The sequence below is a fragment of the Aestuariispira insulae genome, from assembly GCF_003385955.1.
GTDB classification, from domain to species: domain Bacteria; phylum Pseudomonadota; class Alphaproteobacteria; order UBA8366; family Aestuariispiraceae; genus Aestuariispira; species Aestuariispira insulae.
The window spans coordinates 30,789-57,409 of record NZ_QRDW01000005.1; the positions used below are offsets into that span (position 1 = coordinate 30,789).

General features: G+C 54.3%; 25 protein-coding genes. 16 read left to right on the plus strand and 9 right to left on the minus strand.

The window, feature by feature from the left end:
- Positions 1–108: 108 nt before the first annotated feature.
- Positions 109–810, plus strand: coding sequence for a hypothetical protein (locus DFP90_RS12905; protein ID WP_147301006.1), 702 nt, complete (start codon positions 109–111; stop codon positions 808–810).
- Here the strand turns inward: DFP90_RS12905 and DFP90_RS12910 are convergent, their stop codons facing one another.
- Complete coding sequence (locus tag DFP90_RS12910) at positions 811–1,758, minus strand: nucleoside hydrolase (protein WP_115936917.1); 948 nt, start codon at positions 1,756–1,758, stop codon at positions 811–813. It abuts the gene before it with no gap.
- 278 nt (positions 1,759–2,036) lie between these two features.
- Here DFP90_RS12910 and DFP90_RS12915 point away from each other — a divergent pair, with 278 nt between their 5' ends.
- Together DFP90_RS12915 and DFP90_RS12920 are read left to right on the plus strand one after the other, a co-directional pair.
- Complete coding sequence (locus tag DFP90_RS12915; protein WP_115936918.1) at positions 2,037–3,068, plus strand: Leu/Phe/Val dehydrogenase; 1,032 nt, start codon at positions 2,037–2,039, stop codon at positions 3,066–3,068.
- Between the two features lie 117 nt (positions 3,069–3,185).
- Positions 3,186–3,620, plus strand: a complete 435-nt coding sequence (locus DFP90_RS12920; protein ID WP_115936919.1) for a GFA family protein — start codon at positions 3,186–3,188, stop codon at positions 3,618–3,620.
- On the opposite strand, the gene DFP90_RS12925 is transcribed toward DFP90_RS12920, so the two are convergent.
- From DFP90_RS12925 to DFP90_RS12935, 3 genes are all read right to left on the minus strand, one after another.
- Complete coding sequence (locus tag DFP90_RS12925; protein WP_115936920.1) at positions 3,621–5,225, minus strand: sulfotransferase; 1,605 nt, start codon at positions 5,223–5,225, stop codon at positions 3,621–3,623.
- Positions 5,226–5,304: 79 nt separating this feature from the next.
- A complete protein-coding gene (locus DFP90_RS12930) occupies positions 5,305–7,005 on the minus strand; it encodes an ABC transporter permease (protein ID WP_115936921.1) in 1,701 nt (566 codons plus the stop codon).
- 90 nt (positions 7,006–7,095) lie between these two features.
- Complete coding sequence (locus DFP90_RS12935; RefSeq protein WP_115936922.1) at positions 7,096–8,106, minus strand: Fe(3+) ABC transporter substrate-binding protein; 1,011 nt, start codon at positions 8,104–8,106, stop codon at positions 7,096–7,098.
- A 243-nt stretch (positions 8,107–8,349) separates the two neighbouring features.
- Here DFP90_RS12935 and DFP90_RS12940 point away from each other — a divergent pair, with 243 nt between their 5' ends.
- From DFP90_RS12940 to DFP90_RS12970, 8 genes are all read left to right on the plus strand, one after another.
- Positions 8,350–8,979, plus strand: a complete 630-nt coding sequence (locus DFP90_RS12940; protein WP_245957066.1) for a MarC family protein — start codon at positions 8,350–8,352, stop codon at positions 8,977–8,979.
- 157 nt (positions 8,980–9,136) lie between these two features.
- Positions 9,137–10,636 (plus strand): CoA-acylating methylmalonate-semialdehyde dehydrogenase, encoded by a 1,500-nt coding sequence (locus DFP90_RS12945; protein WP_115936924.1) that lies wholly within the window; start codon positions 9,137–9,139, stop codon positions 10,634–10,636.
- Positions 10,637–10,813: 177 nt separating this feature from the next.
- Positions 10,814–11,707 (plus strand): ankyrin repeat domain-containing protein, encoded by an 894-nt coding sequence (locus tag DFP90_RS12950; RefSeq protein WP_115936925.1) that lies wholly within the window; start codon positions 10,814–10,816, stop codon positions 11,705–11,707.
- Between the two features lie 91 nt (positions 11,708–11,798).
- Positions 11,799–11,942, plus strand: coding sequence for a hypothetical protein (locus DFP90_RS23060; RefSeq protein ID WP_218044670.1), 144 nt, complete (start codon positions 11,799–11,801; stop codon positions 11,940–11,942).
- 103 nt (positions 11,943–12,045) lie between these two features.
- Entirely contained in the window at positions 12,046–12,429 is a 384-nt protein-coding gene (locus DFP90_RS12955; RefSeq protein WP_115936926.1) for a carboxymuconolactone decarboxylase family protein, read from the plus strand.
- Between the two features lie 134 nt (positions 12,430–12,563).
- Positions 12,564–13,373: a substrate-binding periplasmic protein gene (locus DFP90_RS12960; protein WP_218044671.1), complete on the plus strand. Its 810-nt coding sequence runs from the start codon at positions 12,564–12,566 to the stop codon at positions 13,371–13,373.
- Positions 13,374–13,520: 147 nt separating this feature from the next.
- Entirely contained in the window at positions 13,521–14,219 is a 699-nt protein-coding gene (locus DFP90_RS12965; RefSeq protein WP_181905338.1) for a substrate-binding periplasmic protein, read from the plus strand.
- Between the two features lie 131 nt (positions 14,220–14,350).
- On the plus strand, positions 14,351–15,325 hold the full coding sequence (locus DFP90_RS12970; protein ID WP_181905339.1) for a DUF1835 domain-containing protein: 975 nt from the start codon (positions 14,351–14,353) through the stop codon (positions 15,323–15,325).
- A 42-nt stretch (positions 15,326–15,367) separates the two neighbouring features.
- On the opposite strand, the gene DFP90_RS12975 is transcribed toward DFP90_RS12970, so the two are convergent.
- Complete coding sequence (locus DFP90_RS12975) at positions 15,368–16,234, minus strand: LysR substrate-binding domain-containing protein (protein WP_115936929.1); 867 nt, start codon at positions 16,232–16,234, stop codon at positions 15,368–15,370.
- Between the two features lie 145 nt (positions 16,235–16,379).
- Between DFP90_RS12975 and DFP90_RS12980 the strand changes: the two genes are divergently transcribed.
- The 4 genes from DFP90_RS12980 (at position 16,380) to DFP90_RS22895 (ending at position 20,864) form a co-directional block, all read left to right on the plus strand.
- On the plus strand, positions 16,380–17,531 hold the full coding sequence (locus tag DFP90_RS12980; RefSeq protein ID WP_115936930.1) for a 2-aminoethylphosphonate--pyruvate transaminase: 1,152 nt from the start codon (positions 16,380–16,382) through the stop codon (positions 17,529–17,531).
- Between the two features lie 11 nt (positions 17,532–17,542).
- On the plus strand, positions 17,543–18,778 hold the full coding sequence (phnA, locus tag DFP90_RS12985) for a phosphonoacetate hydrolase (protein ID WP_115936931.1): 1,236 nt from the start codon (positions 17,543–17,545) through the stop codon (positions 18,776–18,778).
- Between the two features lie 14 nt (positions 18,779–18,792).
- The gene (gene phnY, locus DFP90_RS12990) at positions 18,793–20,226 is read left to right on the plus strand and encodes a phosphonoacetaldehyde dehydrogenase (protein WP_115936932.1); all 1,434 of its coding nucleotides are present in this window, start codon (positions 18,793–18,795) and stop codon (positions 20,224–20,226) included.
- 464 nt (positions 20,227–20,690) lie between these two features.
- The gene (locus DFP90_RS22895; protein ID WP_181905340.1) at positions 20,691–20,864 is read left to right on the plus strand and encodes a hypothetical protein; all 174 of its coding nucleotides are present in this window, start codon (positions 20,691–20,693) and stop codon (positions 20,862–20,864) included.
- Positions 20,865–20,891: 27 nt separating this feature from the next.
- Here DFP90_RS22895 and DFP90_RS13000 read toward each other — a convergent pair whose 3' ends face one another.
- On the minus strand, positions 20,892–21,974 hold the full coding sequence (locus tag DFP90_RS13000; RefSeq protein ID WP_115936934.1) for a phytanoyl-CoA dioxygenase family protein: 1,083 nt from the start codon (positions 21,972–21,974) through the stop codon (positions 20,892–20,894).
- A gap of 100 nt (positions 21,975–22,074) precedes the next feature.
- Between DFP90_RS13000 and DFP90_RS13005 the strand changes: the two genes are divergently transcribed.
- On the plus strand, positions 22,075–22,878 hold the full coding sequence (locus DFP90_RS13005; RefSeq protein WP_115936935.1) for a class I SAM-dependent methyltransferase: 804 nt from the start codon (positions 22,075–22,077) through the stop codon (positions 22,876–22,878).
- Between the two features lie 15 nt (positions 22,879–22,893).
- On the opposite strand, the gene DFP90_RS13010 is transcribed toward DFP90_RS13005, so the two are convergent.
- The 3 genes from DFP90_RS13010 to DFP90_RS13025 form a co-directional block, all read right to left on the minus strand.
- Positions 22,894–23,610: a glycerophosphodiester phosphodiesterase family protein gene (locus DFP90_RS13010; protein WP_115936936.1), complete on the minus strand. Its 717-nt coding sequence runs from the start codon at positions 23,608–23,610 to the stop codon at positions 22,894–22,896.
- A 162-nt stretch (positions 23,611–23,772) separates the two neighbouring features.
- Complete coding sequence (locus DFP90_RS13020; protein WP_115936938.1) at positions 23,773–25,476, minus strand: putative 2-aminoethylphosphonate ABC transporter permease subunit; 1,704 nt, start codon at positions 25,474–25,476, stop codon at positions 23,773–23,775.
- Between the two features lie 4 nt (positions 25,477–25,480).
- On the minus strand, positions 25,481–26,560 hold the full coding sequence (locus DFP90_RS13025) for a putative 2-aminoethylphosphonate ABC transporter ATP-binding protein (protein WP_115936939.1): 1,080 nt from the start codon (positions 26,558–26,560) through the stop codon (positions 25,481–25,483).
- Between the last annotated feature and the right edge of the window lie 61 nt (positions 26,561–26,621).

A 26,621-nucleotide genomic window follows, 5' to 3' on the forward strand; every position in this document is an offset into this window, starting at 1 on the left:
CAACAGAGTATCCCCGAATGTGAATAGAATTTGGGGGGTTTGATTATGCGTGTGCTTTGGATCCTTATTTTGGGATGGGGTCTGCTAGGGTGCCAGTCCGGATCGACTATGGATCGGAAGGAATTAGTTGGTCGTGGTCCAATTATATTTAACGAAGAAGTAAGCCGGGCATGGGACGATTTCCGATCAAATGATGAAGGCTATTTTTTTGTTAAAAGAAATGCCAAAAATCCACTATTTGCAACGGCCGCATACTATCAAATATGTAAAAACCCCAAAGGCGCTGTGACCCCAGGGCGCTGCTATGCAACACCTTTGTCAGAAAGTTACAGCGCTTGCCTAGAATCCCTTGGTGATCAATGTCTGCTCTATGCAAAGGGAAGCAATGTTCTTTGGAGATATTCTGATCAAACCAATCTGGAGTTGGCCTTTCCAAAGGGTGAAGACGGACTCAAAACAAACTTTCTTACAAGGACAGATTGGGCTGGCATTGATTTGCCTCTTAAGGTCGCCTGGTTAGGTGTTGAAGAATTGCAAAACGGAAACATGGTTTTTGAAACCCATGACGAAGGCTACCTTCGGATCTTCACTGCATCTGGAGATGAGTGTTTTGGTGCATTTTCACCAAGCCACGAACCAGGGATAGGGAAGAACCGCAATTTTCTTTGGCGTGTGACTTGTCAGCCAGGCGAAGAGATCAAAGGTGCAGTTTCTGTTGGGTACAGCACAAGCGGTAAGCTTAGAACGGTAAGTGGTAGTGGTGGCTGGGAAAAAAGCAAGGAAAAACTAACAATAATGCTGCCATGGTGACTATTTGTACCGCCCCAACATCTCCGTGATCATCTGGTAAAGCCCTTCATCGTCCAGATCCTCCATCACCGTCACATTGGCGGGCTGGTCTGAAACACCCAGCCCGTCGGCTACTGTGCGGCCCAGGCTGGGGCCGGCCTGGGTGTCCACCTCCACATGCATCTTGCGGCCCTGGAACAGGTCCGGGTTGATCACATAGGCGATGGTGCAGGGATCGTGCAGCACACCTTCGCGGCTGCCCTGGCTTCTTTGTGCGATCACGTCGCGATAGGCGGCCAGCATTGAGGTGACGGCCTTTGATACCTCGGACCCCAGCGCATGGATGCGGGCAAAACGTTCATCTGTGATATGGGCCTTGTGGGTGACATCAAGACCCATCATCACCAAATCAATCCCACTTTGCAGGACCACCTGGGCGGCATGGGGATCGGCATGAATGTTAAATTCGGCTGCCGGTGTGCAATTGCCCGCGTCAAAGGCGACACCGCCCATGAAAACCACCTGTTTGATCTTGGGCAGGATTGCTGGTTCCTTGATCATCGCCAGGGCCAGATTGGTCATCGGGCCGACCGGGCAGATGGTTATGGTGTGGTCATCGGCTGCCTGGCATTGTTCTATGAGGAAGTCGACTGCATGGCGTGGATCTTCTTCGGCGGCAGAGGCGGGCAGTGGGGTGCCGCTGATGCCGTCGGCACCATGGATATGTTCGGCGCGCACGCTGGAGCCCATGATCGCGCGGGTGCACCCTCTCAATACCGGAACGTCTTCGCGCCCGGCCAGGGCACAGAGGGCCCGGGCATTTCGATAGGTGGCTTCGGCGGAGACATTGCCGGCAACCGTGGTGATCCCCAGCAGTTCGATATCCTCTGACGCCTGCAGCGCCATCAGGATAGCGACCGCATCATCCAGGCCCGGATCACAATCGAGAATGACCTTCTTTCGGCTCATTTTACCCTCATTATTCACTGAAAACGCTTGATACAGAGTCGTTTTGGTGCCTGTTCACCTATCGGTTGGTCCGATGGGCGTCATAATATTGCGTCGAATCCCTGCTGTACAAGCTAAGTATTTTATCCGCCTGTCGCGCTGTCTGGATAGATTCCTGCTTTTTGCAGTTTTCCGTCATTTTCCCGCTTCCCAAGGGACAAAAGCGGAGTATATCTATCTTTGGGTAATAAAATTACAAAGGTCGGTAATATTCGACCAAACGCTTAGGGATTATTGCGATGTCGGTTTTCGAATCTCCTTCATTTGACAATCACGAACAGGTCGTGTTCTGCCGGGATGCGGCGAGCGGCCTTCGCGCGATTATTGCGATCCACAATACCAGCCGCGGTTTTGCACTGGGCGGTTGCCGCATGTGGGACTATGCCTCGGAAGAAGAGGCGATCACGGATGTTTTGCGCCTGTCGCGCGGCATGACCTATAAAAACGCATTGGCCGATCTCCCTTGGGGCGGCGGCAAATCCGTGATGATCGGCAATTCCAAGACCGAAAAGACGCCGGAAATGATGCAGGCCATGGGCCGCTTTGTTGAGCGCCTGGGCGGTAAATATGTCATTGCCGAGGATGTGGGCACCTGTCCGGCGGATATGGCGGAGATGGCTAAGGAATCCCAGTTTGTCAAAGGCATCCCGGGTGAAGGCGGCGACCCGTCGCCGGGCACCGCCTATGGTGTATTCTGCGGTATTCAGGCCAGCATCCAGGAACGCATGGGCAAAAACAGCCTGGACGGGATCCGTGTTGCCGTTCAGGGGCTGGGCCATGTGGGCTATGACGTGGCGGACCAGTTGAAAAAGGCCGGTGCCAAGCTTTGGGTTAGTGACATGAATGAAGAGGCACTTGCCAAGGCGAAGGCGGAGCTTGGCGCGGAAGTTGTCGGCCTGGATGAGGTTTATGATCTGGATGTGGATGTCTATGCGCCTTGCGCGCTGGGGGCGACTTTGAATGACAACACCATCCCGCGTCTCTCGGCGAAGGTGGTTGCCGGTGCGGCCAACAACCAGCTGGCCGAAGACCGCCATGGCGACATGCTGCATGAGATGAATATTCTCTATGCGCCCGATTATGTGATCAATGCCGGTGGCGTGATCCATGTCTACCATCAGGGGCCGGATTTTGACGAAAAAGCCACCTTTGACCATGTGGGCCGGCTCGGAAACACCCTGCTGGAGATCTATGCGCGTTCCAAAAAGGACGGCACCGCGACCCATGTTGCAGCAGATCGTTTGGCGGAAGAACGCTTCCAGGCTGCATAACACCTGCCTGAAAGAATCTATCCATTGTCTCTCCCGGCGCAGTTTCTGTCGCCGGGAGAGTGCTTTTTAGGCCGTTTTTGGAGGCATTCTTTTACCTGTGAACAGGGGAGTGATGTCATGACGAAAGAGATTGCGGAAATCCGAACCGGGAGCTGTCTGTGCGGGGCCGTTGCCTTTGAAGTGCGTGGCGCGATGCGGCCCGTGATCGCCTGTCATTGCCGACAATGCCAAAAGACCAGCGGGCATTTTGTTGCGGCAACGGCCTGTCTGGCGGATCAGCTGACCCTGACCAATGAAACTGGCCTGAGATGGTTCCAATCCTCACCGGAAGCCCAGCGGGGATTTTGCGGTGAATGCGGCGGCAATCTGTTTTACCGGCGACTGGACCGGGACCAGGTCAGCATCATGACCGGTATGTTGGATCACCCGACCGGGCTGGATCTGGCGGAGCATATTTTTGTGGCGGACAAGAGCGACTATTACGAGATCGGAGACGGCAGACTACAATATGCCTCTGATACGCCGGACCGGTCCGCGCGGCGCAAAGCCTGATCAAAAGCGGCCATTGTCCGTCAGTTGCTGGCGGCAATGGCTCAGAATTTCGGCGGCACGGTCCTGTGATTGATGGGCCTCTGAAACAACCCTATGTGATTTCTCATTGATCTTGCGGCTGAATGTCTCGCGGCATAATTCCGGGGTCAGTTCGTCGTCACCAATGAAGGAAATGAAGGTTTCGATCCGATTCGGATTACCTGCAAACAGGTCTTCCATGTCAAGGCTGAGGAACCGTTCCTGGGGTAATAATTCACCCAGGCTTCTCGCATAAAGATCGGTTACATGCATATACCAGGCGCATTCCTGCTCCAGGCTTAGATTGGGGTCGCGGCTATGCAGGAACAGGCCTGATGGATAGCCGGGGTCATATTTCAGATGCCGCAGCTGGGCGAACTGGAACTGGTTCTTATAGGCCAGGGAAATCAGTGTGGCACCGGGATTGCGATAGGCGTGGAGGAAGGTGGCCTTGGGGAAGATAGCGGCCATAATCGGTGTGAACAGCGTGTCCAGATGATTGACAATTATCGCGCGGCGGCCCTGGCTGTGGCTCACATACAATTCTGCAAAGCGGAATGTGAGATAGCGTTCGATGAACCGGTCCAGGAATGTGTCATCGGCGGTGCCGTCCATCAACCGGTACAGCAGGTGGTTGCGATCGCCTGCGGCAATATTCTGGGAGAGATAATGATAGGGGGACAACCTGTCTGAATGGCCGGCTAGGACCTGCAGGGCGGTGGTGCCGACCCGCCCGGTGGACAGCACGGATATGGGGGCAATCCCGCCATCACGCATGGCCCGCAACGCCGGGGCGGGATGGGGGCTTCCCTCATCCTCCAGCCAGCGCGCTGTGCGTGCCATCAGCTTTTCGATCCCGGCTTTCAGCCTCACTGGATCAATCTCCGGTGTGATCCAGTTGGCCCCGGTATCCGCCGGGTGGCTCTCCCGTGTGCCGCTCATAGCATAGCTGGGAACCATGCCCATTTCATGAAACAGGTCCGATTGGGTGGCAGTAGCCGGAATTTGGTCCGTGAAGCGGGCTTCATAGCGGGATAGTTCGGCGGCAATGGCCGGGGGAAAGGTGCCGTCATCTGTTGCATAAAGCGGGCGGATTTTCTCCGCGACAGCAGCGGCATCGGCAAAATGGCGGCAATACAGCCCGATAGCGGCTGTGCTGTAACCGGTATGTTTGATCACCTCGGGATCGGACAGAAAACGGTCCATCAATTGGATCAAGCCCCGATGGTCATCGGTCAGCTGGGCCATCAGATCCATGAACCGCAGGAAACCAATACCGCATTGGCGGCAAAAATCCTGAGATGAAATCATCGCCTGCATCAACGGGCTTTCCGTCACCAGATGCGGGGCGACAACATCGACAGCCTGGCCCAGGAAAAGCTGGCTGTAGAGGCTGTTATTCAGCAGGGCCGGAACCGATTTCGCGATAGCCAGTCCTTCCCAGCGATAACCCAGCTGCGCATGGAGATAGAAATCCGCTTCAAGGATCTGGGCGGTCATAGGCTGGCTTTCCTTGACCGGCAATAGCGCTTGATAGGCCCCCCAGAAGTTTCCCTGTTCCGAAAGCGCGTAGATTTCCTGCATCATCCATTTTCCCGTCTGTTCCCTGCCAGCATGGGCGAAGGTATTTGGGATTGCAAGCGGTGGCGGATGACCGAGCCGGGGCTCAATTTGAATGGCCGGGACGGGAAGTCCTGATCGCGCGTGACAATAAAATGACCGGCAGGATACCCGCTGCCACAATGGTCAGGGCACCAAGCGCGCTTTCCTCCAGCAATTCGTCCGAGGCGAACTGATAAACGAAGGTGGCCAGGGTGTCGAAATTGAACGGGCGCAGGATCAGGGTTGCGGGTAATTCCTTCATGCCATCAACAAAGACCAGGATGCCGCCGCCCAGCAGGCCGCTTTTGATCATCGGCAGATGGACGCGGCGCAAGACACCCAAGGGCCTTTCACCAAGTGTGCGGGCGGCATCATCCATATTGGGAGTTACTTTCAAAAGCGCGCTTTCAACCCCGCCCATGCCTACGGTCAAAAAACGCACGGAATAGGCAAAGATGATGGCAACCGCCGTGCCGGAGAGCATGAGACCTGTGGAAATGCCGAAATGTTCCCGCATGACGGCATCAACCGCATTGTCGAACCGCGCAAAGGGGATCAGTACGCCGATTGCCAGCACAGCGCCTGGCATAGCATAGCCCACATTGGCGATCCGGGTAGCGGCCTTCAGCGCAGGTGATTTGCCAAGGCGCAGTGCATAGGCCAGGAAAAGGCCGATCAAAACCGCGATCAAAGCCGCAGCGGCGGACAGCATCAGCGAATTGCCGGCATAGGTGAAATATTCCGGGGTCCAGGACTGCTGCCAGTTCATGACCGCGTAATAGGTCAAAGTCGCCGCCGGGATGGCAAAACCAAGCAGGATCGGGGTCAGACAGGCCAAGGCCGCGCCAATGTTGGCAGCACCGCCCAACTGGAAGCCTTTGAGCGATTTATACCGGGTCGTTGTATTGTGATAGCGCTGTCCCTTGCGCGATGTGCGTTCAATCCAGAGAAGCGCAATTACAAAGGCCAGCATAACCAGGGAGATCTGGGCTGCACCGCCCAGATTGCCCATCTCCATCCAAACATCAAACACGCCGGCGGTCAGGGTATGCACCCCGAAGAAATCAATGGTGCCGAAATCATTCAAGGTTTCCATCATGGCGAGCGCCATGCCGATCACGATGGCCGGCCTGGCCATGGGCAGCGCGATGGACCAGAAACATTGCCACGGGCTGCGCCCCAGCACCCGGCCTGCTTCCAGGACGCAAACCGATTGTTGCAGGAAGGCGGCCCGGGTCAGAAGATAGACATAAGGATAGAGAACCAGGCTCAGCATGGCGATGGCCCCGCCCGTGGTCCGGATTTCCGGGAACCAGTAATCGGATTTTAACTGCCAGTCGAACAGTGCGCGCAGAGAGCTTTGCACCGGGCCTGCATATTCCAGAAGGTCGGTATAAACATAGGCCACAACATAGCCGGGCATCGCCAGCGGTAGCAATAATGCCCATTCAAAATAGCGTTTGCCTGGAAAGCGGCACATAGTGACAAGCCAGGCTGTGCCGACGCCGATCAGAAAAACGCCTCCGCCCACCCCCAGCATTAATTGCAGGGTATTGGCGACATAGCGCGGCAGCATGGTATCGAACAGATGCGGCCAGATATTCTCTTCGGGATTAAAGGCAAGGGTCAGGATGGCTGCCACCGGCAGGATAACCAGGCCCGCGACCAGGAAGGCGCCAATCGTCCAATGATTGTCCCGATGCCCCAGCAGGCGGTTCATCAGACCGACCCTGGCGGGGGAGGATGTTGGTTCCTGGGACGACATCTGCCTCATTCTCCAGCGATACAAGCCTTAAAACAAAGAACGGGAGGAACCGGCAGGCCCTCCCGTTCGTTCTGTCAGGTCTTAACCCGATTATTCGTTAAAGCCAACCTTATCAACCAGTTTGGAGGCAGCGGCACGGTTCTTGGCGACTTCCGCCAGGTTCAGGCTGTCGGCTTTGAAGGCACCCCAGGATTGCAGCAGGCCGGACCATTCCACACCCGGCTTGACCGGATATTCGTAATTCTGTTCGGCATACATTTTCTGCGCCAGATTTTCGGTCAGGAATTCCATCAGCTGAATGGCTTCTTGTTTGTTGGGCGCGTGTTTGGTCAGCGCCACACCGGAAATATTCACATGGGTGCCGCGGTCGGCCTGGTTCGGGAACACCATGTTAACAGAGCTGGCCCAGGCATATTGCTCTTCATCGGCCAGCATCTTGCCCATGTAATAGGTGTTGCCGATGGCCAGATCGCATTCGCCCTGCCAGATGGCTTTTACCTGGGCGCGGTCATTGCCCTGCGGTTTGCGGGCCAGGTTTGCTTTGACGCCTTTCAGCCATTCTTCGGTTTTTTCCTCGCCATGATGGGCGATCATGGAAGAAATCAAGGCCAGGTTATAGCCGTGGTTACCCGGACGGGTGCAGATACGGCCCTTCCATTTCGGATCAGCCAGATCTTCGTAAGACGCAATTTCGCCCGGCTTTACGCGATCTTTGGAGGCGTAAACAATGCGCGCGCGGGTGGTCAGGGCGAACCATTTGCCTTCCGGATCGCGCAGACTTTCCGGAACGTTGGCATTCAGGATATCGCTGTTAACCGGCTGGACCAGCTCTTCTTCAACAACTTTATTCAAGCGGCCGATATCAACGGTGAAGACGAGATCCGCCGGGCTGTTGGCCCCTTCCTGCTTCAGGCGCTCTTCCAGGCCTTTCTTGGCAAAAACAACATTGACCTTGATGCCGGTTTCCTTGGTGAAGGCATCGAACATCGGTTGGATCAGGAACGGCTGGCGGTAGGAATAAACATTCACATCGGCATTTGCGGCCCCGGCGGTCAAAGTGACGGCGGCGGCGAGCGCGATGGTGCTGAGAGCCTTCTTCATGGGAAATACCTCGGTTTTTGCCAATTGAGTTGCATATGCGACTGGTTCGCATTGTTGACTAAGGGGCTTCTACCGCAGTTGTGTTTTTAATGCAAGTTATTCTCAATCACAGGAATGAAAGTTGAAAACGGGCTGATTTTGAACAATTGGTTGAGGGAAGGGGGCAATATTGGTAGTATTTTCATAATCTTGGGGTCGCGCGCAACAGACGTGATCCGCGCCTTTTCCAAAAACTGAGCCTGCATGATGTATGATGTTGCCCTGACCACATTCGTTGCCCTTTTTGTGATCATCGATCCTTTGGGCAATGTGCCGATCTTCATGGCCCTGACCAAAGGCACGGATCTGGCGCATCAGCGCCTGATGGCGATTAAAGGGACGATCACTGCCTTCTTGGTGTTGTCGGCATTTGCCTGGTTCGGGGCGGATTTTTTGCATCTTTTGGGCATTGGTTTGCCAGCATTCCGGATAGCCGGGGGATTGATGTTGGGAATCATCGCTTTTGAGATGGTGTTTGAAAAACGCAATCCTCGAAAGACCAAGGCGGCGGAAAAGGTGCATGATATCGCCTCACCGGATGATATTTCCGTTTTCCCACTGGCCATTCCCCTGATGGCAGGGCCGGGATCCATCGCATCCGTCATGCTGTTGATGAGCCAGCATGCGGGCGATCGTGCCGCCCAGATTATGGTGAACGGGGTCTTGGGTGTGGTGATCCTGATCAGCATGTTCGCCTTTCTGATGGTGGGCCCGATCAGCAAGCTGATGACGGAATCGGCAACATCCGTTGTATCCCGGTTGCTGGGCATCATCCTGGCGGCCCTGTCCGTCCAGTTCGTGATCGACGGCATCAAGAATTCCTTCGGGATCTGATCCCGCCTGACAGATTTGCGTTTGGGGTGCTGGCCCCCCTGATGATGGCCGTCTGGCCCTTGTTGGTGCCAGGCCGCCTGCTTAGAACGGGTATAGTTCAATTCTTAGAGGCTGCGCATTCATGTTTGCGCAGGCATTTGTGCGAAGGAGAGCATCCATGACTGAACAGCTTTATCACTGGGTTGGTGGCCAAAAAGTGAACGGGGAAGGCGATCGCTTTGGCGAAGTTTATAACCCGGCAACCGGTGAGGTGATCGCCAAGCTGCCTTATGCCAGCCGTTCGGAGGTCGACAAGGTTGTTCAAAACGCGCTGGTCGCGGCTGAGGCCTGGGGTGATACCTCCGTGCCGAAACGTTCCGCGATCATCTTCCGTTTCCGTGAATTGCTCGTTCAGAACAAGGAGAAGCTGGCCGAGATGCTGGGCCGTGAGCATGGCAAGACCATCCCGGATGCGCTTGGCGAGATCCAGCGCGGTATTGATGTGGTCGAATTCGCCGCCGGCATCCCGCATTTGATCAAGGGTGAATTCAACCAGAATATCGGCGGCAATATCGATCTTTATTCCATCCGCGAACCCATCGGTGTTGTGGGGGGGATCACACCTTTCAACTTCCCTGTCATGATCCCCTTGTGGATGGGCGCGATGGCGGTGGCTTGTGGCAATGCTTTTGTCAATAAACCTTCCGAGCGTGATCCTTCCTGCCCTAACTTCCTGGCCGAGCTTTGGACCGAAGCCGGTTTGCCGGACGGTGTCTGGAACGTGGTTCATGGGGATAAGGAAGCGGTGGACGCGCTGCTGGAACATGACGACGTTCCGGCCATCTCCTTTGTCGGTTCCACTGGGGTTGGCGAATATATTTACCAGCATGGCTCCAAATTCAACAAACGGGTCCAGGCCTTCTGTGGGGCGAAAAACCACATGGTGATTATGCCGGATGCGGATATGGATCAGGCGGCGGATGCCTTGATCGGTGCCGGTTTCGGATCTGCTGGCGAACGTTGCATGGCGATCTCGGTTGCGGTGCCGGTAGGCAAAGCCACCCAGGATGCCCTGATCGAACGTCTGGTGCCGAAGGTGGAAGCGCTTAAGATCGGTGCCTATAACGATCCCAATGCGGATATCAACCCGCTAATCACAAGGCAGGCGCAGGAGCGCGTTGAAGGCCTGATCAGCAAGGGTATTGAAGAGGGCGCAGACCTGTTGGTCGACGGTCGTGGCGCCCGTCTGCAGGGGTATGAAGAGGGCTATTTCGTTGGGGCGTCGCTCTTCAACAATGTCACCGAGGAAATGGAGATCTACAAGACCGAGATTTTTGGCCCGGTGCTCTCCGTCACCGCGCCGCAGACCTTCGACAGTGCGGTTTCCATGATCAACAATCATGAATATGGAAACGGGGTCGCGATCTTCACCCGCGACGGCGACAGCGCGCGCACCTTCTCCAAGCAGGTGGATGTGGGCATGATCGGCGTCAATGTGCCGATCCCGGTGCCGATGGCCTTCCACAATTTTGGCGGTTCCAAACGGTCTAAATTTGGCGACACCCAGATGCATGGGCCCGAAAGCATCCGCTTCTTCACCAAGATGAAGACGATCAGCTCCCGCTGGCCGTCCGGCATCAAGGAAGGCGCGCAGTTGGCCTTCCCGACCAACGACTGATCAAGTTTTATAAGCGCGATGGAAAAGGGCGCCCTTGGTGGGCGCCCTTACTTGTTGAACAGGGGGTGTAACCCCGGTAGTAGAAAGCAATATCTAAGACAAATAATTTAGGTTACCTTTGCTTTTTTTTTCTTCACTAGGGAATAAAATTCCAGGGAGTGTTTTAGGCAGGATAGAATGTTCAAGTTGAGCAAATGCGTAATTGTTACATGTGTCATATTGGCAGAAACTTCCTGTGTGCAAGTTTCTGGCGGGAAACCAATAAAAAATGAATCTGTCGAAGCAGTCTCTAAGCTATCATTAGAACTTACGGAAAAAGAAGTTAGTCGGCTTGAAAAACACTCTGCTAATGGATGTGTTGGTCTGCTGCAAAGAGGCAATATCAATGCGATCTTTGCAAGGGAGCTTGACCGTAGCCTAGCCAAGGCTGCTTATGACGGAGATTTAGAACAAGTCCGCAACCTTGTAGCCCAAGGTGCTGATGTAAACGCTGTTGGCTTTAAAGGCTTTTCAATTCTCTGGTTCGCAATTGGTTTGTTTAATGTTGATGTGTTCAACGCGTTCCTCGAAATGGGAGCTAATCCCAATACACTATGTGATGATGGTACATCTATTGTACCCGTTTTGGCGGGATGGCAGGACAGTAGACTTCTTAAGGCCGCTCTTTTACACGGTGCGGATCCTGACCCTAAGCTATCCATACATGCTGGGAAAATTGATACGAGAGTGAAATCACCCTTTGTCAGAAGCGGAATCCCGCTATTCGATGCTAACAGTATGAAGGCTGTTAATCTTCTGTTGGATGCCGGTGCAGATATAAACAGAGCACATCCAGTTTCCGGTGAGACTTTGCTGCTAATTGCGGTAAGGAAGCATCAATATCGAAAGGCACTCGCTCTTTTGGAACTCGGAGCGGACTTTTCTATAAAGGATCTGAAAGGCATAGGGGTTGCAGATCACATAATCTCCTCCCGAGCGATACTGAAATCCAGAAGTAGGATCCGGAAAGGGATGGCTCAACTTGAGCACTGGTTGGAAGAAAATGGTATGGTGATACCTGGTTCGTATTGAAATCAATATTACTACAGAGAAGTTAGTTATTCATTTTCATTACGACTCTTTCTGAAAATTTCGGCGATAGATAGGAACCGTCACCTTACATATGATGGCAAGAGTTGGGATTGCGAAGGCGGAGGCGGTGAAAATCGGTGCCTACAATGATCCCAATGCGGATATCAACCTGCTGATCACAAGGCAGGCGCGCAGCTGGCCTTCCCGACCAACGACTAAGTTCCGTTGGAATTGATTTATAAAAGGGCGTCCTGCGGGGCGCCCTTTTTCTTTCCAACTTGAAACATGCCGATGGCTTACCAACTTAATGATCTCAATCATTTATGGAAGGGTAGGAGATGTCAGAGACTTTGGAGAATGGCCGCCGGTTATCGGAAGAATTGAACCCCGGCATGGAGGCAACCCTGGAAGAACGCTACGGCCATCTGGTGCCGGGCATGGCCGAGGCCGTGGTGGATTTTGCCTATGGCCGTCAATATGCCCGGGAAGGCCTGCCGCTGCGGGACCGCTATATCGCGACTATCGCCGCGTTGACAGCCCTCGGCGGGCATACGGCACCACAGTTGAAGGTCAATATCGCCGGCGGCCGAAAAGCGGGCCTGAGCCAGCAGGAGATCGCGGAAACCATCTGGCAGATGGCGCTCTATGGCGGTTTACCGGCGGCAATTAACGGGCTTAATGCGGCGTTGGAGGTTTTTTCCGAAGAAGATGGATTGGCTTGAGTAACGCTCCCTAAAAGGAAGGCCTCCTTCCCAGAGGGACCGTTGGCGAAACATTTATGATTAGCAGGCAAGCTAAATAAGGAAAATCTTAAGAGTCATCCGCTAACCTCGCCGTCAGAGAAAAATGATTTCATGTGCTGGCGGAAGCAAAATCCATGTTTTGTGACCTCAACTTCAACATCAAAAACACTCTATCCAAACTGTTTGGGCTGTTGATCGTATTGGCCCTCTTGGGGGCATCTCCGGTGTCAGCAAGGGACTTCACAATAGTCGCAAGCCCACAGGAACCATTCAAATTCCGGTCTGATGGCGAATATATGGGGATTGATGTTGAAGTGATCCAGGAAGTGATGAAGCGATTGGGCGTATCTTACACCATAAAACTCATCAAATCCGATGCCCGGATCCAGGAAGAGGCAAAAAAGGGCAAGGTCGATATGCTGCTCCTTTATTCGAAGAAGGAATCCAGGATGGCTTTCCTGACGTATCCGGAGCAATCCTATGTGGATATCAGTTGGAACTTCTTCATCCGAGCGGAAGATGAGGGGAAAATCTCCTACGACACATTGGATGATCTAAGGGCCTATACAATCGGCATCACCAAAGACGTTTCCTATACAACTGAATTCATGGAAGCGGGATTGAAGTTTGAAACAGCGCCGCGGAATGATTTGCAGATCGGCAAATTGCTTGCAAATCGCTTCGATTTGGTACCGCTGAATACAATCAGCACTCTTTATGAGCAAAAAAATGCCGGGAATTTAGACAAGATCGCTTATTTGCCCAAGCCTCTGAAAACGAAGCCGTATTACAATGTGTTCGTGAAGGCATCAGATTTCCCTGGTATTGCGGCGATGCCGGCAAAATATGACCAAATCATTCAAGAGTTGAAGTCGGATGGCACCATAAAGGCGATTTTCTCAAAATATCTGGGAGATAAGTGATTTCAAGTGCATCTGATGACGTGGAAAATGGCTAAGGATGTGTTGTTCCGGAAGGCTTGGAAGCGGGCGCTATATTTGCTTCTGGCTGCTTGTTTTTGTCCATGGAGTGTACCAGCGAAGGCGGAGGAAAATACCCAGCGCTTTTTCATGATACTGGCAACACCGCAGGAACCTTTTAAATATCCTGCGCCGGACGGTGTGCGGGGGATAGATGCGGATGTGGTGAGCCATGTCATGAAGGCGTTGGGGATAGCCTTCAAAATCCAACTGATCCGATCCGACAGCCGGATTTTGGAAAATGCCAAACTCGGCAAGGCCGACATGCTGTTGCTATTCTCAAAGAAACCGGAAAGAGAGGTTTTTTTACATTTTCCGGAACGGTCTTATATCGATCTCAGTTGGCATTTTTTTATCCGGGCGGAAGATGAAGGCAAACTCAACTATCAAACCTTTGCAGATCTGGTTGATTTGAATATCGGCGCCACCAGGAATCTGGCTTATACGCCAGAATTCTGGGACGCGGGATTGTCGCTTCAATTGGTGTCGAATAATGATCTCCAGATAAAGAAGCTGATGGCCGGACGCATCGACATTGTCGCCCTAAACACGATCAACACGCTTTACGAAGCCCAGCGCCATGGATATGCCGAAGAAATCAGCTTCCTGCCGAAACCGCTCAAAAAGAAACCCTATTACAACGTTTTTCCAAAAGCTTCGGTTCATCCGGACCGAGAAAAGGTTCTGGCGGCCTATGATAGGATCATTGGTGAAATGATTGCCGATGGGAAGATGACAGCCATTTTCCGAAGATATCTCGGCGACAGCTATCCAATAGGGATGAACTAGCCTCAAGATCACGAGAGACGCGGTTTTTATGACTCTTTTTTGAAATTTTCTGCCCTGCTAGAAAACCGTCACCAACCCTATGATAATGGGTGATGAAGTCTGGGTTTTCTCGTATGGGTGGAGCTGGGGTGATGCGACAACTGCATTTGAGATGTGGTTCCGATATTGCGGAACGGTTGTTTGAAGCGGGGTTTGAAGGCGACTATCTGGAGTGGAGCGATCCCGTCTGCCAGGGGCCGGTACCCCATGTGTCCAGTCATAGAACCTATTTGAAGATCAGGGCGCTGTTCATATCGGAAGCCTGGGGCGAGGATTTCGAAGAGACCTATACCAAACTGGATTATCAATATCGGGCGCTGGAAAAGCTGGACGATTATGACAGGATCATCTTGTGGTTCGAACATGACCTTTACGATCAATCCGTTCTGATTAACCTGTTGTCACGTCTTCAAGGGCGACCGTCGATCCTGAACCGGCTTTATCTGATTACAACTGACCGGTTTGAAGGGTTGGACCGGTTCATGGGTTTTGGGCAGCTTGCGCCTGAACAATTGGCCTGTTTCAAAGGTAGGGAAATACCGGTGACCCGCGCCATGGCGGAAGAGGCCTCGCGCTTCTGGGATGCCTACCGCCGGGACAACCCGCAAGAGATTGCGCGGCTGGCCACCAATGGTGGGGTGGAGGGGCTTCCCTATATCAATGGAGCGATGATCCGTTTTCTTCAGGATTATCCCTGGGTGGTTAACGGCCTCAGCCTGACCGCCCAGCTTGCCCTGAAGGCTCTGAAGCGGGGGGCTGGCACACCGGGCGAAATTTTCCGCGAACTCACCTTGACTCTCGATCCTCAGCCATTCCTGGGGGATGTGATGTTCTGGCCTTTTCTAAGCGAGCTTAGCGCGGCACCAAAGCCCGCCATCACCGCTTTCGAGGGCATTCGCGAACCCATTGCGTTGACCGATTACGGCCGGGCGCTGTTGAAAGGCGAGGCGGATTGGATCCTTGACAATGGTGTGGAACATTGGATGGGCGGTGTTAACCTTGGGGAGGGGCGTGCACTTTGGCGCTGGGATGAGGCGGCTTGCACCCTCCGGCAAGTGGACGTCTAAAAGAATTCGTTGATGATTTCCGCGTGGCATTTGCAGATCAAATCAGTCCGCCAATTCCTCTGCAATGGATAGAAACGCCTGGATATTGGCCAAGCGCTTCCGGTCTCTAAGGCAGACAACATATTCCCCAACTTCCAGATCGTGACCCTTGATCGGGATGGAAACCAGGTCGGGATCAACACCGAACTCGCTTTCAAAAACCACGCCGATGCCAAGGCCGGCCGCCACCGCCTCGCGGCAGGCTTCCCGGCTTTGGATCTCGAGAATGCCGCTGGGCGTCACATGGGCCTGTTGCATGGCATCTTCGAAAATTACGCGGGTGATCGAGCCCCGTTCCCGCAGCACCAGGTCGCAGCCGTTCAGTGCGCTCAGCGTCATGGCCTCCTTTTCTGCCAGCTCATGGTCCTTGGGTACAAATAAGATCAGTTTTTCCTTCCGATAGGGCAGGATATGCAGCCTTGGATCGTTGGGTGCGCTGGCCAGCACCGCCACATCGGTACGGTAATCGAGCAGGTCGCGCAGGACCGCATCCGCATTGCCCATGGAGAGAGAGAGACTGAGGCCCGGATGGTTCTTTTTGATTGAGGATAGGATTGGCATGACATGGGGCGGGCTGTCACTGCCGACCGACAAATGCCCTTTGGTCAGATCGCGCGCGCCGGATAGCAGGGATTCTGCTTCATCTTCCAGACTGAACAGGCGGTTGGTGATGCTCTGCAGGGAAATACCAAGCTGGGTCAGGGTGACACCGCGGCCCCGGCGGTCGAACAGACGCACGCCGTAGGATTCCTCCAACTCCTTAACCTGGGCAGAGAGGGTCGGCTGGGAAACGCGCAAGGCGCGGGCGGCCCGGGTAAAACTACCTTCCAAGGCGACCCGGTGGAAGGCCCGTAACTGACTATAATTCATGGGTATTTCGGTCTTTGCTGAAACATAGATGCAACCTATTGATCGTATAATTAATATCAATTTGACTTATATTTGTCGAGGGCTCATAGCTTTCAGCGCGGAATTAATCCGCATCTGGCTCTGTTCCCCTTTCGGAGAGAAATTAATGGCTTCCAAACCTGCTGCGAGCGAAACCGGTGATCCCCTGCTGCTAACCCCCGGTCCGCTGACCACATCACGGACCGTCAAAGATGTTATGGTTCATGACTGGGGCTCGCGTGACCAGAAATTTATCGACATAAATCAGGCCGTTCGCGACGAGATCGTGAAAATTGCCGGTGGCACGGGCACCCATGTGCTGGTGCCGATGCAGGGCAGTGGTACCTTTGCGGTTGAGGCGATGATCACCTCTTTCCTGCCGCGCGATGGCAAGATGTTGATTCTGGTCAATGGGGCCTATGGCCAGCGCTGTGCCAAAATCTGTGATTATAACGACCGCGCCTATGTCACCTATGAAACGCCGGAAGATACGCCGCCCAATGTCGATGAAATCGGCCGGATCCTGGACGCGGACGAGGGCATCAGCCATGTTTTTGCGGTCCATTGCGAAACCACCAGCGGTATCGTGAACCCGATCAAAGAAATTGCCTCAATGGTGAAAGCAAAAGGGCGCAGCCTGCTGGTCGACAGCATGTCCGCTTTCGGCGCGATGCCAATCGATGCGGGCGAGGTATATTATGACGCGCTGGCGGCCAGTTCCAATAAATGCCTGGAAGGGGTTCCGGGCATGGGCTTTGTGGTTTGCCGTGAAAGCGCGCTGGCCGGCACCAAGGGCAATGCCAATGCGCTGGTCCTGGATCTGTTTGACCAGTGGAAAGCAATGGAAGCCAATAAACAATGGCGCTTTACACCGCCCATTCATGTGATTGTGTCCCTGCATCAGGCCATTCAGGAATTTTTGGAAGAAGGTGGGCAGCCGGGCCGTGGCGGGCGTTACGCCAATAACTGCAAGGTCCTGGTCGACGGCATGCGCGCAATGGGATTTGAAACTCTGCTGCCCGACCATCTGCAAGCGCCGATCATCATCACTTTTCACAAGCCGTCGGATCCAAACTTCCATTTCGAAACCTTTTATAATGCCCTGGCGGAGAAGGGGTATCTGATCTATCCGGGCAAACTGACAGTTGCGGACAGTTTCCGGATTGGCTGTATCGGCCGGTTGGATGAGGGGCATATGGAAGGCGCACTGGGTGCGATCCGTGACGTATTGACCGAAATGAATGTCACCAACTGTGCCCCGGCACAGGCTGCTGAATAAGGATTGGCTGAATGATGAAAATTGAAGTGAATGGCCGTGATTACGCCAAGTCGGAAAGCCCCCTGGTGGTGGTCTGTGTTGATGGATCCGAGCCCGGTTATATCGAAGAGGCGGTGAAAACCGGCAGGGCACCGTTCTTTGCCAAGGTTTTGGAGAGCGGTATGAACCGGATCGCACAATGCGTTGTGCCCAGCTTCACCAACCCCAATAACCTGTCCATCGTAACCGGTCGTCCGCCGGAAGTGCATGGGATCTGTGGCAATTTCTTCTATGATACGGAAAGTGATTCCGAGATCATGATGAATGACCCTAGCCTGTTGCGCGTTCCCACCATCTTCAAGGCCTTCCAGGATCAGGGCGGCACGGTCGCCGTGATCACGGCCAAAGATAAGCTGCGGCGCCTTCTGGGCAATGGCCTGACCATGGAACCGGGCAAGGCCTGCTCATTCTCCTCGGAAAAATCCGATCAATGCACGCTCGAAGAGCATGGTATCGAAGGGGTGAATGATCTGGTCGGCATGGGCGTGCCGTCGGTCTATTCCGCGGAACTGTCCGAACTGGTCTTTGCCGCCGGTGTCAAGATCATGGGCCGGGACCGTCCGGACCTGATGTATCTTTCCACCACGGATTATATCCAGCACAAGCATGCGCCGGGTACCCCGGTTGCCAATGATTTCTATATCATGATGGACAGCTATCTTTCCCAGCTGGATGAGATGGGTTGCACCATTGTCATCACCGCCGATCATGGCATGAATGCCAAGCATAAGGCCGACGGAACGCCGGATGTGATTTTCCTGCAGGATGTGCTGGATGAAAAGCTGGGCCTCGGAAAAACCCGGGTGATCTGCCCGATCACCGACCCCTATGTGGTCCATCATGGGGCGCTTGGTTCTTATGTCACCGCCTATTTGGCGGATGATCTGGACCGCGACGCTGTGCTCGCCGATCTATCCGCGATGGCGGGGATTGAAGTGGCTTTGACCCGCGAAGAGGCCTGTGCCAGGTTCCAACTGCCCCAGGACCGGGTCGGGGATATTGTGGTGGTGTCTGAGAAGAATGTGGTACTGGGCACCAGCGCCGACCGTCATGATCTTTCCCAGTTGAAAGAACCCCTGCGTTCCCATGGAGGGATCTCCGAACAGGATGTGCCCTTCCTGTCCAACAAACAGACCGACATGCCCGAAGGCGCGACCTTGCGCAACTTCGACGCTTTCTTTGTCGGCCTCAACCATATGCAGGCCTGAGAGGATCATTAAAGATGGTAAACCATATCCGACATGAGACGATGAGGATCGCTGGACGCAAGGTGGATACTGAAGGCCGCATCGAGGTCCATTATCCCTATACGGATGAAGTGATCGGCACCGTGCCGCGCGGCACCGCCGAACATGCCAAGGAAGCCTTTCAGATCGCCGCTGACTACAAGCCGACCTTGAGCCGCTATGAACGGCAGCAGATACTGTTTCGCGTGGCCGAGATTCTGGAATCCCGCAAGGATGAAATCTCCGACCTGATCACCTTGGAATCGGGCCTTTGCAAGAAGGACTCGCTCTATGAAGTGGGGCGTGCCTATGACGTTTATACCTTGAGCGCGCAGATGTGCATCAAGGATGACGGCGAGATTTTTTCCTGTGATATCACGCCACAGGGCAAGAAGCGCAAGATCTTCACCCAGCGCGAACCGTTGAAGGCGATCAGTGCGATCACGCCCTTCAATCATCCGCTCAACATGATCTCGCATAAGATCGCACCGGCGGTGGCGACCAATAACTGTATCGTCTGCAAGCCGACCGAGAAAACCCCGCTGACCGCGCTATTGCTGGCGGACATCCTCTATGAGGCGGGCCTGCCCCATGAGATGTTGTCCATTATCACCGGCCTGCCGGAGGATCTGGGCGACGAGTTCATCCGCAATGAGAATATCGAGCTGGTGACTTTCACCGGCGGCGTGCCGGTTGGCAAATATATCGCCGAAAATGCAGGTTATCGCCGCACGGTTCTGGAACTGGGCGGAAACGCGCCCTTGATCGTCATGGAAGATGCCGATCTGGAGAAAGCCGCCGAGCTGGCGGTGAGCGGTGCCACCAAAAACTCCGGTCAGCGCTGCACGGCGGTTAAGCGGATCCTGGTGGTGGAAGAGGTTGCCGACGCGTTTTCCAAGTTGGTGCTGGAAAAGGCGAAAAAGCTGAAATGCGGTGATCCCATGGATCCCGAGACAGATATCGGCACCGTGATTGACGAACCTTCAGCCAAACTGTTTGAGGCCAGGGTCAACAAAGCCGTGGAAGAGGGGGCGACCCTGTTGCATGGCAATAACCGTGAAGGCGCGCTCTATCCGCCGACGGTGATCGATCATGTGCCGTTTGACAGCGAGCTGGTGCGCGAGGAAACCTTCGGCCCGGCGATCCCGATCATCCGGGTCAAGGATATCGACGATGCGATCCGGGTATCCAACTCGACCGCTTTCGGCCTCTCTTCCGGTGTCTGCACCGATAATCTGAACTATATCCAGCGCTTTGTGGCCGAACTGGTCACCGGCACGGTCAATGTCTGGGAAGTGCCCGGTTACCGGATCGAGATGTCGCCTTTCGGCGGGATCAAGGATTCCGGCCTTGGCTATAAGGAAGGCGTTATTGAGGCGATGAAATCCTACACCAATGTGAAGACTTTCTCGCTGCCCTGGATGATCTGATCAAAGGTAAAAACGTCCGGGGGAAGCTCAGAACCGCCGGATCTCCTGGGAACCCCCGCCGGATCATCGGCGGGGGTTTTTCTTTGCTATGTCGTATCCGACAATTGAGCATTCAGATACCACATACATAAGATGCTGATAGTAAAACAATGGCATCGAAGGTAGGCGAATGGTGGAAAATTTTTGTCCGGCGGGCACTGAATATACGTCAGGCCAACAATTGGTAAAAAACGGATCTGGATGCAGAGGAATATAACGGGCCGGAACGACGCGGTGAGGTGCGAAGGCGGTTGGACAGAAGGCGGATCAGTTATGACCGGCGATCTGGCAGGCGTAGACGTGGTGGTCGCATCGGAGAAGGGAGGGAGCCGTTTGTAGATAAACTGGATGTTCAGGATGGTTTCGAGTTTGGTTTCGACAATCGGGCCTGGCAAGATCAGATAGAACAATCGGAACCCTACCTGGTGACTTGGAACCCGGTGGATCTGCAGCATCTTTCCTTCTCCACCAAGGAAAACCGGGCATTCCGTCCCTCAGAGGATCGCAGTCTCAAAATGGCGCGGGTAATGCTATATGTGCTGTTGATCCTATCAACCCTGTTCTATGCCGCCCTGTTTTATATGCTGGCCTCCGGATGAATGGCAGAAAACCGGGGAAATAGCCGCTTAGCTGCCGCCCTGGAAATACAGCCGGGTCACGAAATTATGAGGCGGCCGGATCGCACCGGACCAGATATTTTCCGTGCCCGGCTGACCTGGAGTGATCGGCTCAAAGAAATGGGACTGCGCGGTGGTGATGCCAAAGGTGGCTTGGCACAGCAAACGGTCGGCGCGCTCAGGCTTGGTGCCTTTATGCAGGCCGAACGTGTTGACCAGCATGCGGCTGCCGGCTGGACCGGTTATCTTGACCGGTTCAATGCCGAAATGATGGGCGACCTCTTCATCGGTCTTGCGCAGGCTTTCCACATACCATTTGACGAAGGCGGACGGGTCTCTGGCCCGTGCCTGGGCGGCTTCGATCACGTCTAGCCGGTGCGTGGTGGGCACATAGGTATGTGGGCCGGTTTCTTCGTCCACATCGGTCAGATAGATGAATAATTTGCAAAAACGGTAATCATCTACATCCATATGGAATAGCTGGGCCTCGCGCGCCTCGCCCGGTCGGGCAAAGCTCCACCAACTGGCCAGGTTGATCAGGACAGGTGTTGCGCCCAGGGTCGCACCCACAAGATTGATCACCTCGGGCGAGAGCAGGATCTCAAAAAGGTGCGGGCAATTGATCACCTGCCGCTCGGGGATGGTGGCGACATGATTATGCTGTCGGGCTTCTTCGATATGCATCTCAGTCCGGGTTTTATGGTCCAGGACGGGTTGCGCCGATAAATAGTCGCGCATGTCCCGGATCCGGTCTTCGTCCAGCTGTGGCAGGAAGGTATAACCTTGTTCCCGCATGGTGTGGAGATTCTCGGCCCCGCCCGGTTCCGGCGGCGGCGGCAGCTGCGGCTGCTTCAGGATTTCGCGGTTATAATAGTCGACTGCACGGCAAAAAAGCTCCGTCAGTGCCGGGTTGGCAAAGATCTGTTTCAGCACATTATGATGCAGAATGGTCAGGTCTCTGAATGACGGGATTTCGCCTCGCGTTATGTCGGGAAGCTTGTCATGGAAGGGCTTGAACTGGTCATGGGCGTGCAGGAAGGCATGCAGGCCCGCATACCATTTGATCCGCTCGATTTCATAGGCTGGAAACATAAGATCTGTCCAGATTTCCTTGTATCTCAATAAGATGTATCACATGCTCGATGGTCCTGTATAATGAAAACCTGTCGCGCAGGAAAAGGGGACGCAAACCGTGATTATCACCGCCGGCAACCAGGGATATGTGCTCAAAGAGCTGAACCAGCAGCTGTTGATGGCTGTTGTGCAATATCTTCAAGCCAATCCGGATGAGATATTCCATATCCCCCATATCTGCACCTCGGTGGCTGAATTGCGCATCGACCAGGTGGGCCGCGAGAATATCCGCATTCATGCGGCGGATGAAAACAGCCCGGTGATTGAAAATGCGGTGGAACATAATCTGAAGAACCTGATCGGCAAGGTTTCCATGAGCCGCCCGTTGGTGCTCTCCATGGCGCTGCGCTCCATTTCCTGGGTGTCCCGACGGATCAAGAAGCTGCGGGTGCTGACCATCGGGCCGCGCACGGAGGCGGAAATTTTCATGCTGATTGCCTGTGGTTTTGATCCGGCCAATATCAAGGGGCTCGACCTGATCTCCTATTCGGATTTCATCGAAACCGGCGACATGCATCAAATGCCGTTTGAGGATGACAGTTTTGACGTGATCATCCTGGGCTGGGTCTTGGCCTATAGTGACGATCCCGCGCGCGCCGCCAGCGAGGTCATGCGGGTTGCCGCACCGGACGCGGTCATCGCGGTAGGCTGTGCCTATACCCCCTTTTCGGAAGAGGAATTAATGGCCCAGGGCAGCCTGGTGGCACATGGCGGCAAGTATAATTCCGCCGACGATATTCTCCGCCTGTTTGAAGATCAGGTGGCGCGGGTTTATCTGCGTGATGAAATTCATCCTGATGACAGGGAGGAATCAGATGGCATCAAGGTGATTTTTCAGCTCAAGGGTCCGTCGGACAGCTAACGGCGACGCGCCTGCTCAGAACCGGTCGGGATAATCCGTGATTAGCGATTCAACACCCCAATCCAGCAATTCCCGGCCACGTTCCGGATCATTGACGGTATAGACCCGCACAGGGAAACCGGAGTCCCGTAAGGCGTTGAACTGTTCCCGGCTGAGATGATCGCTATCCACATGGACGGCAGTGGCGCCAAGCCCATGCAGGCGGTCCTCCCAGTCGGCTGGGATCTCTTCCCATAGAAGCGCATGTTCGATCTGGGGGATGCGTTCCTGGGATGCCTTCAAGGCCTCTTCGCTGAAGCTGGAAATCACGGGGGCAGGCAAATGCCGAGGCCAGCGTTTTTCAACCTGATCGGCAACCGCCTGGCCGGTAGCTACATCCTGGCCTTGTGCCGGTTTGATCTCGATATTGGCTCCGATGCCCAGTGCCACCAGGATATCCATGGTATCTAGGAAGGTCGGAACCTTCTCATGGCAGAATTCCGCGTCATACCAGGAACCGGCATCCAGTGCCTTGATCTTGGAAACAGTGGCTTCGCTGACCATAAGTTCTGCCCCGGTGATCCGGCGCAGGCTCTCATCATGATGGATCATCAGGGTGCCGTCGCCCGCCAACATACAGTCAAACTCAACGCATTTCGCGCCCAGTTCGGCAGCTTTGGCAAAGGCGGCCAGGGTGTTTTCCGGCGCGTGGCCGCTGGCGCCGCGATGGGCTATGATCTTTGGCAAAGGCATGGCGAAGGGTCAATCTTTCCAACAGCAGTGCATAACAAGCATGTTCACAAGCCTGCTTTTTATGCCGGATCGTTTGCACGATCAAATCGAAATAGAGAATTTTTGGATTTCGTCCGCCCGCCCCGACCGAAAAACCATGGGGCGGGGCAGGCGGATGAAACTTTAACGGCCGCGCCAGGCGGCGGTTTTCTTCATGATGCCCCGGCTTAACAGGGCATGAAGGATCCTGGCGCCAAGACAGGTATAGGCAATCATCATGGCCATGGCGGCGGCTGGGGCGATATCGCCGGCGTCATCCATATTCAAAACCGCGATTGATGCCAAAGAGGTGTCAGAGGAATACAGGAACACAACCGCCGACACGGTGGTCATGGCATTCATGAAAAGATAGATCGAGATATCCAGGATTGCCGGGCTGCAAACCGGAACGGTAACTCGCGTGAAAGTCTTGTAAAAAGGGGCTTTCAAGCTGGCGGACACCGCCTCGAACTCGTTATCCATCTGCTGGAGCGCGGTTACCGCGGTCAGGTGGCTCACCGTATAGAAATGGGTGATCGTCACCACCACCAGGATAATCATAGTGCCATAGATGAAATTGAGCGGGTTATCCGGGTTGTTGAAAAAGAAAATATAGGCCAAGCCCAAAACCATGCCTGGCACCGCCAGAGGGATGATCGCGATTGCCTGGAACAGGCCGCGGCCTTTTTCAAACCCTCGTCCCTTTTGAACCAGATAGGCACCGAAAAAAATGACAACCGTGCCAATGGTTGCGGACCAGAGGCCAAGCTCGATGGAGTTGTAAAAGGAATCCCAGCCACCGCCATCCATGACGTCGAAATTATAGTTATTCAGCGAAAGCGAGAGATCATACGGCCAGAATTTCACCAGGGCGGCATATTGCGCCATGCCGATCATGCCGATGATGACAGCGGCAACCAGCGTGCAGAAACCCAGGAAGAACATATCGCGTTTTGCATCGGGCTTGGGCACCAGCGGTACCGCCTTGGCGGAGAGCAGGGCCACCTGTTTCTTCTGGACGATTCGGTCGAGCACGAAGGCCAGCAGGGCGGGGGCCAGCAGAACCACGGAAACAACCGCGCCCATCTGGAAATTCAGCTGCCCGATCACCTGCTTATAGATGTCGGTGGCCAACATGTTGTAATTGCCGCCAATCACTTTGGGCACACCGAAATCGGTGAAGACGAGGGTGAAGACCACGAAGCCTGCGGAGATCAGGCCGTATTTGGCACCCGGCAAAGTGACGGTGAAAAAGGTCCGGATCTTACTGGTGCGTAATGCATCCGCGGCTTCGTAAAGCCTGGAATCGGCAATGGAGAGCGCGGTGATCACGATCATCAGCGCATGGGGGAAGACCCAATAGCTGGAACCGAAAACAATGCCGATCGGACCGTAGATGCTTTCACCAAACAGCAACTCCTTGGCAACGCCCTGATTGCCGAACCAATAGACCAGAGAAATCCCGGATAATAGTGACGGAGTCAGCAGCGGAATCATGGCGACCAGGCGGAAAAACTTCTTGAACGGAATGCAGGTCCGGGTCAGCGCATAGGCATAAAGGAAACTGGTGACCAAAACCACGATGGTGGCGATGACCGAGATTGAAAGCGAGTTATAGATCGACTGGAACAGGGCGGGAGTGGAGAAATACTCAACATAGTTGGCCAGGCCGATGAAATTGCCATCCGAATCTTCGAAGGATTTCGACAGCATGGCATAAAGCGGCAGAATGATCGCAATGATCAGGACCAGCCCGATCAGGATCATGGCCCCGCGCATGATCCAGTCATCGTTGGAAAGTTTGGGTTTGATCGGTACGGATTTACCGGAAAAAGCAGTGTCCGCCATCTGTTCAGCCCTCCATCGGGAAGAGGCGGATATGGTCGGCCGGCACGCGGATTTTCAGTTCACGGCCTTTTTCGAGATTTACACGGCGCGACAGGTTGATGGAGAAATCCGCATTGATGGTGGATTGTCCCAGATCTCCGCCGGTGAGATCTGCCCGAAAAAACGATCCCAGGAATTCAATGTCCTTGAGGTTCACTGAAATGGCGTTGTTCATGTCGCCATCTTCGACCGCCACCAGATCTTCCGGACGGAAAGCCACCTGCACGGCCTGACCGGGCTTGTGGCCGTTGGTTTTCGCCGCCAGCTGCTGGCTGCCAATCTGGATCCGGTCGCTTTCCACCACCTGACCGTTCATGAAATTCATATGGCCGACAAAATCGGCCACGAAGGCGCATTCCGGTTTCCGGTAAACGTCGATCGGGGTGCCGATCTGTTCGATCACGCCGTCATTCATGACGACGATGCGGTCGGCCATGGTCAAGGCTTCTTCCTGATCATGGGTGACCATGATGGTGGTGACGCCGAGCCTGCGCTGTAATTCCTTGATCTCATGGCGCAGATGGACACGTACACGGGCATCAAGGGCGGAAAGCGGCTCATCCAGCAGTAGCAGGCCGGGGCTGGTCGCGATGGCGCGGGCCAAGGCCACGCGCTGCTGTTGGCCGCCGGAAAGCTGGGCCGGATATTTCTCACCCTGTTCGGGCAGACCGACAGTTTCCAGCAATTCCCGGACACGCTTTTCAATCTGGGATTTTTCCAGCTTCTGGTTTTCCAGGCCATAGGCCACATTCTTGGAAACCGTCATATTGGGGAAAAGCGCGTAAGACTGGAAAACAATGCCGAAATCGCGCTCGGATGGCGGCAGGGCGGAAATGTCCCGGCCGGCCTGGAATACCTGACCCGATGTTTGGATATCAAGGCCTGCAATAGCCCGCAGCAAGGTGGTCTTGCCGCAGCCGGATGGGCCTAGGAAGCAAATGAATTCACCTTCCTCGATCTCCAGGGAAACATCTTTCAGGGCGGTGAAGTCACCAAATTTTTTAACCACATTTTGGATGCGAAGATATTTTTCTTTGTCCGCCATCTCTCAATCCCCACTGCTGCCGGTCTGGGCCTGTGGCTGTCAGACCGGCGTAAAATCGATA

What these genes read in the sequence shown, in the direction of transcription:
- DFP90_RS13025 (WP_115936939.1), bottom strand. Translation starts at nt 26,560, where the DNA reads ATGGCGGACAAAGAAAAATATCTTCGCATCCAAAATGTGGTTAAAAAA.
- DFP90_RS12975 (WP_115936929.1), bottom strand. Translation starts at nt 16,234, where the DNA reads ATGAATTATAGTCAGTTACGGGCCTTCCACCGGGTCGCCTTGGAAGGT.
- DFP90_RS13010 (WP_115936936.1), bottom strand. Translation starts at nt 23,610, where the DNA reads ATGCCTTTGCCAAAGATCATAGCCCATCGCGGCGCCAGCGGCCACGCG.
- DFP90_RS12920 (WP_115936919.1), top strand. Translation starts at nt 3,186, where the DNA reads ATGACGAAAGAGATTGCGGAAATCCGAACCGGGAGCTGTCTGTGCGGG.
- DFP90_RS12910 (WP_115936917.1), bottom strand. Translation starts at nt 1,758, where the DNA reads ATGAGCCGAAAGAAGGTCATTCTCGATTGTGATCCGGGCCTGGATGAT.
- DFP90_RS12950 (WP_115936925.1), top strand. Translation starts at nt 10,814, where the DNA reads ATGTTCAAGTTGAGCAAATGCGTAATTGTTACATGTGTCATATTGGCA.
- DFP90_RS12970 (WP_181905339.1), top strand. Translation starts at nt 14,351, where the DNA reads ATGCGACAACTGCATTTGAGATGTGGTTCCGATATTGCGGAACGGTTG.
- DFP90_RS12915 (WP_115936918.1), top strand. Translation starts at nt 2,037, where the DNA reads ATGTCGGTTTTCGAATCTCCTTCATTTGACAATCACGAACAGGTCGTG.
- DFP90_RS12945 (WP_115936924.1), top strand. Translation starts at nt 9,137, where the DNA reads ATGACTGAACAGCTTTATCACTGGGTTGGTGGCCAAAAAGTGAACGGG.
- DFP90_RS12905 (WP_147301006.1), top strand. Translation starts at nt 109, where the DNA reads ATGGATCGGAAGGAATTAGTTGGTCGTGGTCCAATTATATTTAACGAA.
- DFP90_RS13020 (WP_115936938.1), bottom strand. Translation starts at nt 25,476, where the DNA reads ATGGCGGACACTGCTTTTTCCGGTAAATCCGTACCGATCAAACCCAAA.
- DFP90_RS13000 (WP_115936934.1), bottom strand. Translation starts at nt 21,974, where the DNA reads ATGTTTCCAGCCTATGAAATCGAGCGGATCAAATGGTATGCGGGCCTG.
- DFP90_RS12925 (WP_115936920.1), bottom strand. Translation starts at nt 5,225, where the DNA reads ATGATGCAGGAAATCTACGCGCTTTCGGAACAGGGAAACTTCTGGGGG.
- phnY (WP_115936932.1), top strand. Translation starts at nt 18,793, where the DNA reads ATGGTAAACCATATCCGACATGAGACGATGAGGATCGCTGGACGCAAG.
- DFP90_RS12955 (WP_115936926.1), top strand. Translation starts at nt 12,046, where the DNA reads ATGTCAGAGACTTTGGAGAATGGCCGCCGGTTATCGGAAGAATTGAAC.
- DFP90_RS12980 (WP_115936930.1), top strand. Translation starts at nt 16,380, where the DNA reads ATGGCTTCCAAACCTGCTGCGAGCGAAACCGGTGATCCCCTGCTGCTA.
- DFP90_RS12935 (WP_115936922.1), bottom strand. Translation starts at nt 8,106, where the DNA reads ATGAAGAAGGCTCTCAGCACCATCGCGCTCGCCGCCGCCGTCACTTTG.
- DFP90_RS23060 (WP_218044670.1), top strand. Translation starts at nt 11,799, where the DNA reads ATGATGGCAAGAGTTGGGATTGCGAAGGCGGAGGCGGTGAAAATCGGT.
- phnA (WP_115936931.1), top strand. Translation starts at nt 17,543, where the DNA reads ATGATGAAAATTGAAGTGAATGGCCGTGATTACGCCAAGTCGGAAAGC.
- DFP90_RS12940 (WP_245957066.1), top strand. Translation starts at nt 8,350, where the DNA reads ATGATGTATGATGTTGCCCTGACCACATTCGTTGCCCTTTTTGTGATC.
- DFP90_RS12930 (WP_115936921.1), bottom strand. Translation starts at nt 7,005, where the DNA reads ATGTCGTCCCAGGAACCAACATCCTCCCCCGCCAGGGTCGGTCTGATG.
- DFP90_RS12965 (WP_181905338.1), top strand. Translation starts at nt 13,521, where the DNA reads ATGATACTGGCAACACCGCAGGAACCTTTTAAATATCCTGCGCCGGAC.